Origin of the sequence: Rhodopseudomonas pseudopalustris (assembly GCF_900110435.1) — a bacterium.
GTDB classification, from domain to species: Bacteria; Pseudomonadota; Alphaproteobacteria; order Rhizobiales; family Xanthobacteraceae; genus Rhodopseudomonas; species Rhodopseudomonas pseudopalustris.
On record NZ_FODT01000004.1, the window covers coordinates 245,113 to 260,288 of the forward strand.

General features: G+C 64.8%; 14 protein-coding genes. 8 read left to right on the forward strand and 6 right to left on the reverse strand.

Going from position 1 to position 15,176, the window contains the following annotated elements:
• Positions 1-344 precede the first annotated feature (344 nt).
• From BMY71_RS09980 to BMY71_RS09990, 3 genes are all read left to right on the forward strand, one after another.
• Entirely contained in the window at positions 345-2,168 is a 1,824-nt protein-coding gene (locus BMY71_RS09980) for a sensor histidine kinase (protein WP_092683447.1), read from the forward strand.
• Positions 2,161-2,961 (forward strand): peptidoglycan-binding domain-containing protein, encoded by an 801-nt coding sequence (locus BMY71_RS09985; protein ID WP_011502364.1) that lies wholly within the window; start codon positions 2,161-2,163, stop codon positions 2,959-2,961. Before BMY71_RS09980 ends, BMY71_RS09985 begins: the two co-directional genes overlap by 8 nt.
• 94 nt (positions 2,962-3,055) lie before the next feature.
• Complete coding sequence (locus tag BMY71_RS09990) at positions 3,056-3,403, forward strand: DUF1491 family protein (RefSeq protein WP_011502365.1); 348 nt, start codon at positions 3,056-3,058, stop codon at positions 3,401-3,403.
• Between the two features lie 132 nt (positions 3,404-3,535).
• Here the strand turns inward: BMY71_RS09990 and BMY71_RS09995 are convergent, their stop codons facing one another.
• The 3 genes from BMY71_RS09995 to BMY71_RS10005 form a co-directional block, all read right to left on the reverse strand.
• Complete coding sequence (locus BMY71_RS09995; protein ID WP_092683449.1) at positions 3,536-4,507, reverse strand: DUF2336 domain-containing protein; 972 nt, start codon at positions 4,505-4,507, stop codon at positions 3,536-3,538.
• Between the two features lie 250 nt (positions 4,508-4,757).
• Positions 4,758-5,804: a polysaccharide deacetylase family protein gene (locus BMY71_RS10000; protein ID WP_092683451.1), complete on the reverse strand. Its 1,047-nt coding sequence runs from the start codon at positions 5,802-5,804 to the stop codon at positions 4,758-4,760.
• 79 nt (positions 5,805-5,883) lie between these two features.
• The gene (locus BMY71_RS10005; RefSeq protein WP_092683453.1) at positions 5,884-6,399 is read right to left on the reverse strand and encodes a hypothetical protein; all 516 of its coding nucleotides are present in this window, start codon (positions 6,397-6,399) and stop codon (positions 5,884-5,886) included.
• A 170-nt stretch (positions 6,400-6,569) separates the two neighbouring features.
• Between BMY71_RS10005 and BMY71_RS25240 the strand changes: the two genes are divergently transcribed.
• Positions 6,570-6,770, forward strand: coding sequence for a hypothetical protein (locus BMY71_RS25240; protein ID WP_080506322.1), 201 nt, complete (start codon positions 6,570-6,572; stop codon positions 6,768-6,770).
• A gap of 14 nt (positions 6,771-6,784) precedes the next feature.
• Positions 6,785-7,561 (forward strand): hypothetical protein, encoded by a 777-nt coding sequence (locus tag BMY71_RS10015; RefSeq protein WP_011502369.1) that lies wholly within the window; start codon positions 6,785-6,787, stop codon positions 7,559-7,561.
• Between the two features lie 13 nt (positions 7,562-7,574).
• Here the strand turns inward: BMY71_RS10015 and BMY71_RS10020 are convergent, their stop codons facing one another.
• The 3 genes from BMY71_RS10020 to BMY71_RS10030 are packed head-to-tail and all read right to left on the reverse strand — an operon-like array spanning position 7,575 to position 10,997.
• Positions 7,575-8,138, reverse strand: coding sequence for a DUF1254 domain-containing protein (locus tag BMY71_RS10020; RefSeq protein WP_092683455.1), 564 nt, complete (start codon positions 8,136-8,138; stop codon positions 7,575-7,577).
• Complete coding sequence (locus tag BMY71_RS10025) at positions 8,135-8,713, reverse strand: DUF1214 domain-containing protein (protein WP_011502371.1); 579 nt, start codon at positions 8,711-8,713, stop codon at positions 8,135-8,137. The genes BMY71_RS10020 and BMY71_RS10025 overlap by 4 nt, the downstream gene beginning before the upstream one ends.
• A 31-nt stretch (positions 8,714-8,744) precedes the next feature.
• Positions 8,745-10,997, reverse strand: coding sequence for a transglycosylase domain-containing protein (locus BMY71_RS10030; protein WP_011502372.1), 2,253 nt, complete (start codon positions 10,995-10,997; stop codon positions 8,745-8,747).
• Positions 10,998-11,441: 444 nt separating this feature from the next.
• On the opposite strand from BMY71_RS10030, the gene BMY71_RS10035 reads away from it, so the two are divergent.
• The 3 genes from BMY71_RS10035 to BMY71_RS10045 are packed head-to-tail and all read left to right on the forward strand — an operon-like array spanning position 11,442 to position 14,997.
• Positions 11,442-12,473: a hypothetical protein gene (locus BMY71_RS10035; RefSeq protein WP_347336028.1), complete on the forward strand. Its 1,032-nt coding sequence runs from the start codon at positions 11,442-11,444 to the stop codon at positions 12,471-12,473.
• Entirely contained in the window at positions 12,470-14,491 is a 2,022-nt protein-coding gene (locus BMY71_RS10040) for an AAA family ATPase (RefSeq protein WP_092683459.1), read from the forward strand. Before BMY71_RS10035 ends, BMY71_RS10040 begins: the two co-directional genes overlap by 4 nt.
• Positions 14,488-14,997, forward strand: a complete 510-nt coding sequence (locus BMY71_RS10045) for a YcgN family cysteine cluster protein (RefSeq protein ID WP_011502374.1) — start codon at positions 14,488-14,490, stop codon at positions 14,995-14,997. The genes BMY71_RS10040 and BMY71_RS10045 overlap by 4 nt, the downstream gene beginning before the upstream one ends.
• Positions 14,998-15,176 lie beyond the last annotated feature (179 nt).

The following is a 15,176-nucleotide window of genomic DNA, read 5'->3' on the forward strand; positions in this document are numbered from 1 at the left end:
TAGCTATCGGCAATGAATTCGGAGTGTTCTGGTTACTTACAATTCGAGGAAAATCCTTAAAAACAAAACGTCGAAGCGATTCGGCGTAAACATTCGATTGACGCGTCACGGTATTTCGTTTCGTGCGAATTGCGCGTCCACCATTTCGAAACCATACCGCCGCGAATTTCGAAACCATGCATTCACCATCCGTGCCGAATGCGACCGTGATCGCAGCACAAATCCGGTGGCGTCGCGCGGTGATCGGATGCCTTAGCGTTCGTTTAAGGTCGCTCTGACACGTTGGGCCAACCAAAGACGGGAGCGCTACCTCCCGTCACACGGCGACAGCGAGCGCGGACAGCGTGGCAGTATCCAACATCATCAGCGAGTGCCTCGACGCATTGCTGCATCCGTCGGCGCGATACGACGCGCTGGCGAGCGCGCGTCATCGCGCGTTCATTGCGCCTCGCCTGCTCGGCAGCCTCGTCGCCTTCGCTGCGTTCCCGATCTACCTCGTGCTCCGGGGCGCGCCGAGTGCGCTCGAAGCGCTGGCGTTCGCATGGCTGATCGCGCCGATTCTGCTGTCGTGGTTTCTGTCACGCACCGGCCGTTATCGTAGTGCCCATGTGCTGTCCTCGCTGTCGCTGGCGAGCCTGATCGTGATCGTCGCGGCGCAGACCGGCGGAATTTCATCTTTCGCCGCGATCTGGCTGGTGCTGGTGCCGCTCGAGGCCGCGCTGTCGGCGTCGCGCCGTGTCGTGAGCTTCGCCGCAGCGCTCGCGCTGGGTTGCGCCGCGGCGCTGATCGCGACCGGTCAGTTCGGCTGGCTTCCGACGCCCACCGGCGCCGACGTGTCGCACGGCACGCTGATGGCGTTCAGTGTCGCATCCGCGACGCTGTACGCGGCCGGACTCGCGTTCGGCGCGGAATCGCTGGCGCGCACCAGCGACACGCTGCTCAGCGTCGAGGAGGAGCGCTACCGGCTGCTCGCCCTTCACATGAGCGATGTGATCTCGCGCCACAGCCGCAACGGCGCGGTGCAGTTCATTTCACCGGCCGTCGAAACCCTGCTCGGTCTGCCTGCGGCTCGGCTCGCGGGGCACGGCCTGTTCGATCGGGTCCACGTCGCCGATCGGCCAGCCTATCTCAAGGCGCTGTCGGACGCAGGCCTTGGCGGCGAGGGACGCAGCGTCGAGTTCCGCGTTCGCCGCGAGGTTGCGCGCGATGATCGCGGCCGGCCGACGGCACCGGAATTCATCTGGCTTGAAATGCGCTGCCGCCCGTTTGCACCCGGCACTCAATCGTCGGCCGCCTGCGAGACCGGCGTGGTCGCGGTGATGCGCGACGTCACCGATCGCAAGCTGCAGGAACAGGCCCTGGAACAGGCGCGCGCCGAGGCGAGCCGCGCCGACGCCAGCAAGAGCCGCTTCCTTGCCACCATGAGCCACGAGCTGCGCACGCCGCTGAATGCGATCATCGGCTTCTCCGACATGATCCTGCACGAAGACGAGCTGATGCTCGCGCCGGAGCGGCGCAAGGAATATGCGCAGCTCATCAACGATTCCGGTCAGCACCTGTTGTCGGTCGTCAACGGCATTCTCGACATGTCGAAGATGGAATCGGGAAATTTCGAGATCGTTCCGGAGCCGTTCGCGCCGCGACCGGCGCTGCTGAATTGCTGCAATCTGCTGGCGCTGAAGGCCCGCGAGAATGGCATCGAGCTGGTGACGCGCGCGCCTGAAGATCTTCCGGAGATCGTCGGCGATGCGCGCGCGTTCAAGCAGATCCTGCTCAATCTGGTGTCGAACGCGATCAAGTTCACAGAGCGCGGCGGCACCGTCTCCGTCGAAGCCGCCGTTGAAGCGGCGCGGCTGGTGCTGCGGGTCCGCGACAACGGCGTCGGCATTGCGGCGGAAGACCTGAAACGGATCGGCGATCCGTTCTTCCAGGCCGGAAAGACGTATCAGCGCCGCCATGAGGGCACCGGGCTCGGCCTTTCGATCGTGAAGAGCCTGGTCGGTCTTCACGGCGGCAAGATCGACGTGACGAGCGAGGTTGATCGGGGCACGATCGTGACGATATCGCTGCCGTTGGCGCCTTCGGCGCCGTGCAACGTCACGACGCTGCAGCCGCCACAGCCGGCCGAGCCTCAATTGCAAGACTATCAGGTGAAGAAGAGTGCCTAAGACGAGAAACGACGATGACGCGCCGCGGCGGCGTCGCGGCGCCGGTGCAGTGGTCGTCGCGGACGGCGACGAGCGCGGTCTGGCGATGCGGCTTCTGACGCGGAGCCCGAAGGACGTGATCGCCGCGATGTTTGCATCCGCTGCGGTCATCGCCATCGTCAGCAATGCGATGTTGATGCAGGCGGGCCAGCATCCGTCGCCGATGTTCGGCCGCAGCGCGGCTTCGTCCTCGGTGTCCGTGGTGACGCTGCCGCGTCCGCGCCCGGCCGACCCGCGCGTTGACACCAAAGCGTTCGATCAGAAGCTGCTCGAACCGAGCGTGACCGAGCTGAAGGCCGCCGAACAGAAGCCGGTCGAGGCCAGGCCGGTCGAGCCGAAGCACATCGACATCAGGCCTGCCGAAACCAAGCGTGCCGATCCGCATCCGCGGGTTCGCACCGCCGATGCCGATCCGAATGATCCGCTCGGCAATCTCGTCCGCAACACTTCGCCGTCACGCGCGCCCGCGCCGGCGCCAGCCGCATCTGGCGTTCCGCGTCCTCCGGGGTCGATCCCGACCGCGGCGCGAGATTCGCTCGGCGACACGATCACATCGTCGCGGCGCGTCGCCTCCGTGCAGCGCGCGCTAACTGACTACGGCTACGGCCAGCTCAAGCCGACAGGTACGGTCGGCTCCGATACACAAGCCGCGATCCAGCGCTTCGAGCGCTCACGCCGGATGCCGGTCACGGGGCAGATGTCGGACCGGCTGGTGCGTGAACTCGCCGTGGTGACGGGTCGCCCGATCGACTAACTCTCCGCGGCCTGCTCTGGATTGTTGCTCTGGCACGCTTTTCTTTACGCGAAGCTGTATCCAACTCGCTCGAAAACGCTGTAAGCCTCGCTCCATGAGACTGAAGAGTTCAATTTGGGTGTCGGCCTATCTGCGCCGGTGCCAGTCCGAGGGCGTATTCGGCGCGGTGAGCCGGCGTGGCGCCGAGGAAGCGGGCGCGGTGTTCGTCAAGGTCGTGCTGCCCGACCGCACCGCTATGCTTTACGTACCTGCGCCGCAGACCGCTTACGACGACAGCCGGCCGTTCGAGCGCGTTTTCGTGCCGGTGTCGCCGCAGCCGCAGGCCGAAGCCGCGGTGGACGAGCGTCTCGCCAAGGAAATCCGGTTCGATCCGGATGTCTGGATCGTCGAGACCGAGGACCGCGCCGGACGGCACTTCCTCGATCTCGCCAAGCAGAGCTAGGGCGGCTCCGAGCGAACTGAGAAATCTGGCGTCTATAGCGTTTTCGAGCGAAGTGGATACCGGTACGCGTCAAGAAAACGCGTCAGAATAAAGAGTAGCTCAGGTTCTGATTCTATCAGAACCGGAGAAGCTCTAGCGATCGGTGCCGGTGCGTGTCGGCATCGCCGATCCCGGCTGCACCGCTGGGCGGCCGCTTTGCGGCGTCGCGGCGCGGGCGCGATGGCGTTCGTCGTCATACAGCGCGGAGCGATACTTCGCGCGCGCTGTCGCGACGGTGGCGCCGCGCCAGGCCGCCAACATGATCAGTGCGGTGCGTTCGCCGAGACGATCGTACAGCCGCGACAGACGATAGACCCGGTCGACCGACGCGCCGAGTTCCGGGTCGAGGAACATCAGCACCTGCTCGAATACCGGACCCGGCATGTCGAGCGCCTTCATCGCGCACGCCAGCGGTTCGCCGCTGCTATCGGCCACCACTCGCTCGGCGGTGTTGGTCGACAGGATCAGCGCATCGCCGAGTTCGCGGGTGAAGTTCTCGGCGTCCGACGCATAAGCCGCCATGTGCAGCGTCTCGATCGCGCGCGCCGCCCGCGGCGCGTAGATCCGCGCTGCCGGACGCAGCGGCGCCTCGGCGAGATTGTGCAGGATCAGCGTGCGCTCCCGGGTGGACGCTGCGAAGAACATCTCGTTGAGCTGCGCGGCGTCTTCAGGCTGCATCTGCAGGCTCGCCGCGCGCTGCTCGGCGTCGGTCGGCGGACGCGCCGACCGGGCAGGTGGCTCGAAGGATGCGACGTCGATCTTTGCGGCCTGCGGCACGCGCTGCTCGGCCGATGTCCGCAACGCCAGCCGCATCGCGATCGCGGGCGGCGTGTGCGGATAGATCGACAGCCGCGCGCGCACCACCGCACGCGTCGCGTCGTCGACCTCGTCGATCAGCCGCGACGTCAGTTCGACGAATTGCTGCTCTTCTTCGCGGGTATGTGAGGCGCTCTGCACATACAGATCCGTCAGGACCCGCAGCAACGTCGGCCGAATGTCGACGCCCTCGCGATGCGAGAGCGCCATCAGACCGTCGAATCCGGGAAATGGTGCAGGTGTGATCATGGCGTCGCAAAGCAGGACAACTACGACAAACCTACCGCGCCGAGTTTAATGGCGCGTTAAGTAAAATCCTTCGTTAAGGCGGATGACGCGCTCGAGGTCAGGCGTGCGGCGGAGCGCGACTGCTTCTGACGTCACTAAAGCTATTTCGGTTCTGATTGAATCAGAACCGAAGCTCTAACTTGATGTTCCGACGCATTTTCCTGACGCGGGCCGGCATCCACTTCGCTCGAAAACGCTATAGATGTCGTGCTTACTTCGCGTTGCCGCCGACGGTGCGGATCACGTTGCCGATCGGCCGCGCATTGCTGACGGCCGGCTGCGCAGGGGCGACCTGTGCGTCGTATTCCGGCAGCGTGTTCACTTTGTCCTTGGCGGTGATGAACACGATCTTGTAGCCGCCGGCCTTGAGCTGCGCGAGCAACTCGGGCAGCGCCTGCGCGGTCGATTGCTGGAAATCGTGCATCAGCAGGATGCCCTTGCCGGCCTTCTTCAGCTTGGTCATCACCGCGGTGATCAGTTGATCCGGCTTGTGGATGCGGAAATCCTCGGAGTCGATGTCGATCGAGAACGTCGCGATGTTGCGCTCGCCGAGATAGGCCTTGAGATCATGCGTCTGCCGAAGCTGCGGAAAGCGGAAGAACGGCGAGGTCGGCTGCCCGGCCGAGAGCGCGACGCCGCTGATGCCCTTTTCAATCTCGGTCTTGGCGTCCGCAAACGGCTTGGTCGCGAGATTGACGTGCGACCAGGTGTGCGAACCCACGGTGTGGCCCGCGGCCACGACCTGCTTGAGGATCGCAGGATGCCAGCTGGCATGTTTGCCGATCGGGAAGAACACCGCCTTGACGCACTGCGCCGCCAACGCCGCGAGAACCGCCGGCGTGTTCACTGGCCACGGACCGTCGTCGAAGGTCAGCGCGACTTCGCCGGGCTGCAGGAAGTCGTAGTCGCGATATTGCGACATGCCGAGACCCGGTCCGCCATTGGTGTCGATCTCGACGGTGCGCGAGATGCCGAGCGCGTCTGGATTGTTGCAGGCTTGGACAGGCGCGGGGGCCGGCGCAGGCGCAGGCATCGCTGCGGGCTCCCTGGCGACGGCGGGCTGAATTGTCGGCGCCGGCGCCTTGGACGACTCGGAGGTCGGGGTCGGCCAGCGCGACGCGATCGCGCCGGTGGTGAGTTCGGAGGAGGCCGCAACAGTCTGCGCGCTCGGGGCCGAGAAATAAGCGCGTCCCGCACCGAGGCCAACCAGAACGGCCAGGGCACTGCAGCCTGCCGTCAACGCCACAACTTTACGCATACTCAACTCCCGAACCTGATTTCCGCTCGCAAACTTCAACTTGCTCGGAAAATGGTTAAGCTCGGGTTTGCTTCGCCACCTAGCGGCGCGACTTCGTTCGTTTTTGGAAGGACTTCTTCGCCTGGGCCCGGGAACTCCGGGCCGCAGGTTTGGAACGTGCAGCTGGCTTCTCGGCGGTGTCGCCGGGCTGGGTCGAGGCGAACGAATGGCGCAGGCCGTCGAGATTGCTGCCGATCTCTCCGACCTGCTCCGACAGCTTCTTGGTTTCCGAGCGCTGCGCCGCGACGAGGAGCTGGATCGCGCGAAGCTGGTCCTGAACGGCCTGCAACTGGTCGATCGACTCCTGTTGCGACATCTCCAGGCCCTTGGCCTTTTCCATGATCTGTTCGGAGGTTTGTGCAACCCGCGCCTGGACCTGACGGCCGGCGGCGACGCGCTCAGTTTCGGGTGTCATGCCGGTGGCCACCCGCCACAGGAAGATTGCGCCGATGCCGGAAATGATCAGCACCAAGGCTGCTGCCGCGATGGCGATCGGCTGCGCGCCGATCGTCGCCATGGCGCGGGACCGGAAGTCTGACGGCGGAATCTCGGTCATGGACGTCACAAGCCTCGCGTCCGTGTGAAGTTCCCCACCCACCGCGACAAAATAGCATTTTGCGCGTGGGAGCTGCAACCGCCTGGGGCTCTCCATTAACACTGCATTAACCATAACGGGACTTAATGAGTCGCATCCCACCAGATCAGGAAGGGCTGTGAGAGGTCGAAATGGGCACCATCATTGAATTTCCGGCGAACGCGGCATCGCGGAGGTCGGGCTCAACTATGGTCCCCCCGCCGGACCACCACGCGAAGGTTCTGATCCTGCCGGTGGTCCGGATCGAACGCCATGCCGAGACCCGTGACGACGGCGGGCCGGGGCAGGGTGATGCGCCGCGCCGCCCCCGCCGCCGTCGCGTTCGATCCTGAAACCGGTCATTGCAATGCGGACGATCAGCAAACCGGCTTTGGTCCGGGATGATCGCGTCCGGCTTCCAGTCCTGTTGTTCGCGCTGCTCGGCGTGACCCTCGGCGGCTGCGCCGGAGGTGATTTCGGTCGAACCCGGGGGGATTTCGTCACAGACGACATGCATCGCTGGGTCGGCATCGAGGCGACCGGAAGCGTTGGCGCACGGCCGTCCGACTTCCAGCTCACCGACGAAGAGCGCACGCTGCGCGACATGGCCTATCCGCTGATCGAGCCGCCACGGCAGCGGCCGGCATGGAAGACCGTGTTCGGCGACTATCAGCCGATCGCAGCACCCTGGCGGCAGGCACCGCCGTTTGATCGCACCGCTTACGGCAAGATGCTGGTCGACGAGCCGCATCGCTCGCACACCTCGCGCTACGCCGCGCTAAGCGAGGACATCCGCAACGACCTGACGCGATTCGAGCCGTTCAAATTCACCGCGATGCGGGTGATCGAACTCGACCGCAAGCGCAACGCGGCGCTGAAATACATCTCCGACCTGTCGCCGCGCGAGCGCGCCGATGCGATCGGCCGGATGGAGGAGAACGCGCTGATCGTGCAGTGGGTGCAGCAGTGCCTCCACCGCCGGGTCGCGTCCTATCGCTGGGGGCTGGAGCGGCTGGTGATCATGGCCCCGGACACGCTCGCCGCCGATGCCGACCGCCTGATCGTCGAGCTCGAGGCGCAGGCGTCGAACCTGTCAGTCCCGGCGGGGCCGGCGAGGGGGCATGTGCTCAAAGTCGGCGGCTGAGCACGCAATCTCCTCACGACTTCGCCTGCGGCTCGGGCTGCACCTTGCAGCTCGCCGAACTCAGCGCCGCGCGCGCCTGCGGCATCAGGCCGGGCTCCGAGGCCAGCGCTTTCATTACGATCAGACCCGTAGTACTCGGCGAGTCGATGATCAGCCGGTCGGCGGCGGTGACGTCTTCGTCTTCCGGCAGATTGCCGTGTTGCTCCGTAGTCATCAGGTCGAGTTCGATGATCTTGCGGCCGGCGGAGCGGTCGTTGATCGCGTAATAGGCGACCTCGCTGCGGGTGTAGAACGACACAGCGGTGTAGGCCTGGCTGATCGGAACAGTGAGTTTCAAGGGACCGTTCGACAGATCGTAGCGGCACACTGCGACGGCGAAGGCCGGATCGAGGAACGGCAGCGGCGCGTTGTCCGGCGACGTCTGTGGGAGTTGCGAAACCTCGTTGACCTTGGTCAGCGGCGTGAGCCGCGCATAGGCGTCCTGGCTCGCGATCCGCGGCAGCGCCAGCACGCTGACGAGATGCACGATGCCGCCGAGCACGATGCCTGCGATGATGGTGGTCAGGAGCCGGATCATGGGCAGCCCAGTGTGGCGATCGTCGGCATCGGCGCGTCGCGCTTGGTGCGGGTCGCGACGCCGACCGGTGTGTCGTAGAGCCGAAGCACCAGCATGTAGCGATCGACGCCGCCGGTCGGCAGCCAGTTGCCGGATCGCGACCGCGCCGCGACGCGGATCTTGAACTCGCCGTCGGCGGCGCGCAGAATTTCCTGGCTGGTGAAGCCGTAGCGCTCGAGGCTGTTGGCGATCAGATAGCCGCGCGGATCGTAAAGCGTCAGAGTCCAGAATCGCGCCGCCGGCGTGACGCCGCTGACCTCGACGTCGCAGCGGCCGTCGAGCGGGCGCTTGCTGTCATCGGCCGTGGCGATGAAGGCGATGCCGTCGCCGGCGCCGATCGGTAATTCGCCGCTGCGCGCGATCGCGGCGCGGGCATAAGGATCAATCTCGGCCGTGCCGGCGCGCGGCCGTGCGGTCCACGCGCCGATCGTCAGCGTGCCGAAATCGGTGCCGCGCGTCGCCGTCATCCAGGTCGCGCCGACGCCGACGCCCGCAGCGATGATCAGCGCCAGCAAAGTGAAGAAGATCAGCCGCACGTTGCAATTGTCCTTGCGCTTCCCGCGGCCTTCAGTTCTTGCGCGGTCCGGATGCCGGCGCTCCGCCTGGCGACGCCGCCGCGAAGTTGTCCGGGAATCCGACAGTGGTCGACGACACCGGCTTGCCGGGCTCGGTCTTGTCTATCGCCTTCGCCGCGTCGTCGAGCATCTTTTCCAAGCGCGCCAGAATGTCCGCGCCGCGCCGCGTCAGCACCGGCGGCGGCGCCGGCTTGGCGTCGTCATCGGCAGCGCGCGCATTGGCCTGGGCCGGCGAGGCAGGAAGCCTGGTGCCCATGCCTACGCCGGCCAGCTCGGAGACCTCGACGCCCTGATGCGCCGCGATCATGATGTCGCGCCAGGTCTGCGCCGGCAGCGAGCCGCCGGTCATCCGGTTCGTCGGCGAGTAGTCGTCGTTGCCGTACCACACCGCGCAGCTGAAATTGCCGGTGTAGCCGACGAACCAGGCGTCGCGATAAGCATTCGTGGTTCCGGTCTTGCCCGCGGTCGGAATGCCGTCGAGCGCGGCGCGCCGCGCGGTGCCTTCGCTGACGACGTGACTCATCATGCCGGCCATGTCGGCGGCGACCGAAGCGGGGATCGCCTGTCGCGGCTTCGGGCCGTCACGATCGAACCGCCATACCAGATCGCCGGCGCCGGTGCGGACTTCCAGCACCGCATGCGGCGTCGGCGCCTTGCCCTTGTTCGGGAAGGTCGCGTAGGCGACGGCGTGTTCGAGCACGGTGACTTCGGTCGAGCCGATCGGCAGCGACGGGGTGTCGATCAGCGGCGCCTTGATGCCGAAGCGGCGCGCGACTTCGACGATCTTGGCGCGGCCGGCCTTCGGCCCGGCCTTGCCGCCGAGCGTGATCGAGAGCTTCACCGGCACGACATTGATCGAGCGCGTGATCGCCTGCGTCAGCGTCACCGAGCCGGAGTAAGAGTGGCCGTAGTTTTGCGGGCACCAGTTGCCGATGCAGACCGGGCCGTCGACCACGATCGAGGTGGGCTTGAAGCCGTTGAGCAGCGCCGTCGTGTAGACATACGGCTTGAACGACGAGCCGGGCTGGCGATAGGCGTCGACCGCGCGGTTGAACTGGCTGGAGCCGTAGTCGCGGCCGCCGACCATGGCGCGCACGCCGCCGTCGAGATCGGACAGCACGGTCGCCGCCTGGGTGGCGTGATAATCGCGGCCGAACTGGCGAAGCTGGTTTTCGATCGCGGCCTCGGCCGCGCGTTGCACGTTCGTGTCGATCGTGGTGCGCACCACGAACACGCGCTCGGTGTAGGATTTCGGGAACGTCTCGACGACCTTGCGGACTTCGTCGAACGCCCAGTCGAGATAGTAGTTCGGCGAATTCTCGTCGCGGCGATCGACCACCGAAGCGGGATTGCGCCGCGCGCCGAACACCTGGCCCTCGGTCATGAAGCCGGCGTCGACCAGATTGTCGAGCACCACATTGGCGCGGGCGCGGGCGGCGGGCAGGTTGATGTGCGGCGCGAATTTGGTCGGCGCCTTGAACAGGCCGGCCAGCATCGCGGCCTCGGCGAGGTTCACGTCGCGCACCGATTTGTTGAAGTAGAAATGCGCCGCGCCGTCGGCGCCGAAGGTGCCGCCGCCCATGTAAGCGCGGTCGAGATAGAGCTTGAGAATCTCGTTCTTGCTGAGTCGCGTCTCGAGCCAGATCGCGAGGAAGGCCTCGTTGACCTTGCGCTCAAGCGTGCGTTCGTTCGACAGAAACAGGTTCTTGGCGAGTTGCTGCGAGATCGACGAGCCGCCCTGGCGCACCCCGCCGGCCTGCGCGTTGGTGACCAGCGCGCGCGCGGTGCCGGCGATGTCGATGCCGAAGTGATCGTAGAAGCGGCGGTCCTCGGTGGCGAGCGTCGCCTTGATCAGACTGTCGGGGAAATCTTCCAGCGGGATCGAGTCGTTGTGCTTGATGCCGCGGCTGCCGATCGGATTGCCGTAGCGATCGAGGAAGGTGACGGCGAGGTCGGATTTCTTCAGCCAGTCCTCGTCGGCGGTTTCGCGGAACGCCGGCTGCGCCAGCGCGAGCAGAACTAACAACCCGCCGGCGCCGATCGTGGCGGCTTCCGACAGCGGTTCGATGAACACCCAGCGCTTCCAGCGACCGACATAGAAACGGTCCATGAACGTGGAGAAGCGCTCCCACAATTCGCGGATGCCGACCGCGGAGGAGAACAGCGTCGAGTCGATCCGCGCGTCGAAATCCAGAAGCCGGTTCCGGATTCGCTGCTTCCAACGGTCTGGCAGAATCTTCGGCACCGGGCTTTGACCAATCGCGTAAGGACGCCGGGCAGGGCGCCTCAATCCGTCTTGCGGCAGCGTTGCGGCAAACCCAAGGCGCTTGCGGCAATCCTGAGGAATCTCCCTCCTTGTAGCCGAGGGCCGCCTCTACACCAATGGCCGCGCAGGGAATTTTCAGGGATCATCGCAGGCGACGCGTTCAAACTCGCCGACTCCGGCCCGGCCTGATGGGGGCCGCGAATTGTTGGAGCCACTGGTGTCGAGGTACGCAGGGTTTTGAGGAATTATCAATTGACGAATAAATTCATTTATGAATAAATCGGCCTATTGCGTAGTTTATTTTTGAAGTTAGGGGCTGTCATGGCTCATCGCGACAATGAGGTCAGCGAAATTGTTCGGCTGCTCGAATCCGGGAAGAGCATCCAGATGCTCGCGCCGCGACGCGTCGGCAAAACCTGGCTGATGCGCGACGTCGAGCGGCAGCTGGCGCCGCACGGCTGGCTCACGATCTTTTGCGACGTCGAAGGGATGGGCAGCGAGGACGAATTTCTTCGCGACCTCTGCAGGAAGATCGAGGATGCGGGCACGGTCAAATTGCGCGTGCTCGAACAGATCAAGCATCGGCTCGGACAATTGATGTCCGCAACGTTCGAGGGCAACCTCGCCAATGCGATCGGCCGTGTCGACGTCAAGCAGTTCTCGGACGCTTTGGTCGGTTCGCTTCACGACAACCATCCGAAGGTTTTGATTCTCGTCGATGAAATTTCGCTGTTGGTATCAGCGTTGATCGCGAAGTCTCCGGAATCGGCCAAGGCCTTCTTGTATCACTTGCGGAAGCTGAACCAATCCTATCCGAATGTTCGGTGGTTGCTGACGGGATCGATCGGACTCGATGTGGTCGCGCGGCGGTGGGAGCTCGGCGGCGCGCTGCTCGATCTTGCAATCTTTCCGCTCGAACCGTTCTCGGCGAAGGAAGCCCGCGCCTATATCGACGCCTTATGCGCCGAGCGTCGGGTGCGGTGGCATTTCGTGCTCGATGACCCGAGCTTCGATCACCTCGCGGAGCAACTGGGCTGGCTGTCGCCCTATTATCTCGACATGATCGCCGATCGCATCAACGTGCAAACGCAGGACGCCGGAGGCGTTGCCGTTCCGACAAAAGCCGACATCGATCGCGCTTTCGAGGAATTGCTGGGGCCATCGTATCGCAACTACTTCGCCGCCTGGGAAGAGCACCTCAACAAGAACTTCCCGAAGCCCGAAAGCGAGCTGCTGTATGCGATCCTCGATTGCTGTTGCGTTCGCCCCGATGGCGAGACCGAGGCGACCATCCTTGCCTCGGTCGGCCGGAATTATCCTTCGCTGTCGCGCCGCAACCTGATGAATCTGTTGTCCGCGCTGGTCCATGACGGCTTCGTCGCCGAAGTCGGCGACCGCTGGCGGTTCCGCTCCGGCCTGCTGCGGCGCTATTGGATGAAGTACATCTGCACATGAGCAATCTCGGCATCGCCATCTACGATCCGCGTCGGCTCGATCCCGAAACCTTCCTCAAAGGCTTCGTGGCGCGGGGCGATTTCGTCGACTTCCTGCTCGACAAGCTTCGCCGGATGCCGGAGCTCGGCGAGCATTTTCTGATCGTCGGCCCGCGCGGCATCGGCAAGACCAGCCTGCTGCGGCGTCTCGCGATCGGGATCTCGGAGGAGCCCGCGCTGCGCGCGCGCTTCATTCCGCTGAGTTTTCGCGAGGAGCAGTACAATGTCCGCGCGCTCGATGCGTTCTGGAGAAACTGCGCCGAGTCGCTCGCCGAATGGTGCGAGGATCAAGGCCGGCAGGAGATCGCCGACGATATCGACCGCAGCCTGTCGCGCGCGGAATGGCACGAGTCGAACTCCGCGGTTCAGGCTTTCCTCGCTCTGTGCGAGCGGCTCGGCGGCCGGCCGGTGCTGTTCGTCGACAATCTCGATCTGATCCTCGACGCGCTGTCGCCGCAGCAGAACTGGGAGCTGCGGCGCACGCTGCAGGCACCCGGCGGACCGATCGTATTCGGCGCCGCCACGCAGATGCTGCGACAGAGCGCCGACCGCGACGCGGCGTTCTACGAGTTCTTTCACCCGCACATGTTGCATCCACTCTCCGAAAGCGAGTTGCGGCACTGCATGCCCCGGCTGGCGCAAGCGCGCGGCGATTTGGGCAAGCCGGTCCTCGATGTGCTCGACCGCGAGCCGGAACGTATCCGCACGCTGCACAATCTGACCGGCGGCAATCCGCGGGTGCTGACGCTGGTCTATCAACTGCTCGAGCGCAGCGAGAGCGACAGCGTGTTCCGCGATCTCGAAGTGCTGCTCGATCAGTTGACGCCCTATTACAAGGCGCGGATCGAGGACTACCAGACCGATCTGCAGCGCGCGGTGATCGACGCCATCGCACTGCACTGGCATCCGATCACGTCGAGCCGCCTGAGCGACATCACCGCGGTCGAGGTCACCACGATCTCGTCGCAGCTCAATCGGCTGAAGAATGACGGGCTGATCGAGGAGGTCGAGACTTCCGGCGCGCGCGCCGGCTATCAGCTCGTCGAGCGGTTCTTCAACATCTGGTATTTGATACGCCACGGCACCCGCCGTACCCGGCAGAAGATCGCCTGGTTGACTGCGTTTCTGAGCAGTTTCTATGCACCGGCCGAGCTGATGAAGATGAAGGCTGAGCTGATCGCCGGCGGGAGCGCGTCGCTGCATCCGTTCTATCGTGAGGCGCTGGAGGCTGCCGGTGAGGAGAGTGGGAGCTTGGCGCGGGCTGCAGTGCCAGAGCCCTCTGTCGAGACATCGCAAATTGGGAAGTCGAGCGATCTGTTTAGAGAGGCGGAGCACATTGTCCGCCATTGGGTCGAGCGCGATCAGACGAATTATGACGGTTGGTCCTTGCTCGGTAGTATCCTTGCAGACCATTCTGGACATCCCGCCGAAGCCGAGGCTGCTTATCGGAAGGCAATGACGATCTCCGGCGATCGAGTGATCGCAGAGGCCAATCTGGCGTGGCTACTTCTCGCCTCGGGCCGGTTGTCGGAAATCGCCTCGCTCGAATCCGCGCTGACCAAGCTCGATCCGGTCGGCCGCGCGCTGCTCGATGCGGCGCGCGCGCTCGTGCAAGACAATTTCGGCGACGCGACGGGGCATTTGCAGCAGGCGTTGAACGGCGATCAGGAGCAACTGAACGCGACCTTCTCCGACGATCTGCTTCGATTGCTCCGGATCGCGGCGCAGCGCGGCTATGGCGAGAAGCTGATCGAATGGTTCAACCAGTCCGGGCAGGCGGATCGGCGGGCGCCGGTCTATGCGGCCTTCGTCGCTTTCGTGCGCGGCGAGCGGTTCCTGCTGGACTTCAGCCCGGAGATCCGTAAACCGGCCGAGTCGATTTTCCGCTGGCTGAACTCACGTTCGGACAGATCCCCGTCAACTCCCGACAAGCCCGCGCGGAAACGTGGCAGGCCGCCGCGCAAACGCCAGACCGCATGACAAAGCCGCAAAAAATCTCCGACCAGGACGGTTTCTTCTGGAAAACCAAAACGTTGGAAGAGATGTCCGCGGCCGAGTGGGAGAGCCTGTGCGACGGCTGCGCGCGCTGCTGCCTGGAGAAGCTCGAGGACGAGGACACCGGGCGGATCTATTTCACCCATGTCGGCTGCCGGCTGCTCGATGGCCAGTCGTGCGGGTGCCGGGACTATGCGAATCGGTCGGACCGGGTGCCGGACTGCGTCCGGCTCTCGCCGGAGAATGTCCGCACGCTGAGCTGGCTGCCGCCGAGCTGCGGCTATCGCCTCGTCGCCGAGGGGCGCGATCTGTATTGGTGGCATCCGCTGATCTCCGGCGACCCGAACACGGTCCATGACGCCGGCGTCTCGGTGCGCGGGCGGGTCGAGGCGAGCGAATCGGAGATTCCGGTCGAGGACCTCGAAGACCACATCGTGTCGTGGCCGGCGCTGCTGCCGCGGCGCGCCAAGCTGAAGAAGCGGCCGGCGTGAGGTGAGCGTTCGCGCCTCTCTTGGCCGGCGGCGACGCGATGCGCCGCTCTGCAACGTGCTGATGGGTAGAACTCGTAGCGCTCTTCTGCTTCCGATCGAATCGGTACCGGAGCTCAACTTGATGTTGTGACGCGTCTTCTTCACGCGAAGCGGTGTCCGCTGCGCACGAAAACGCGACA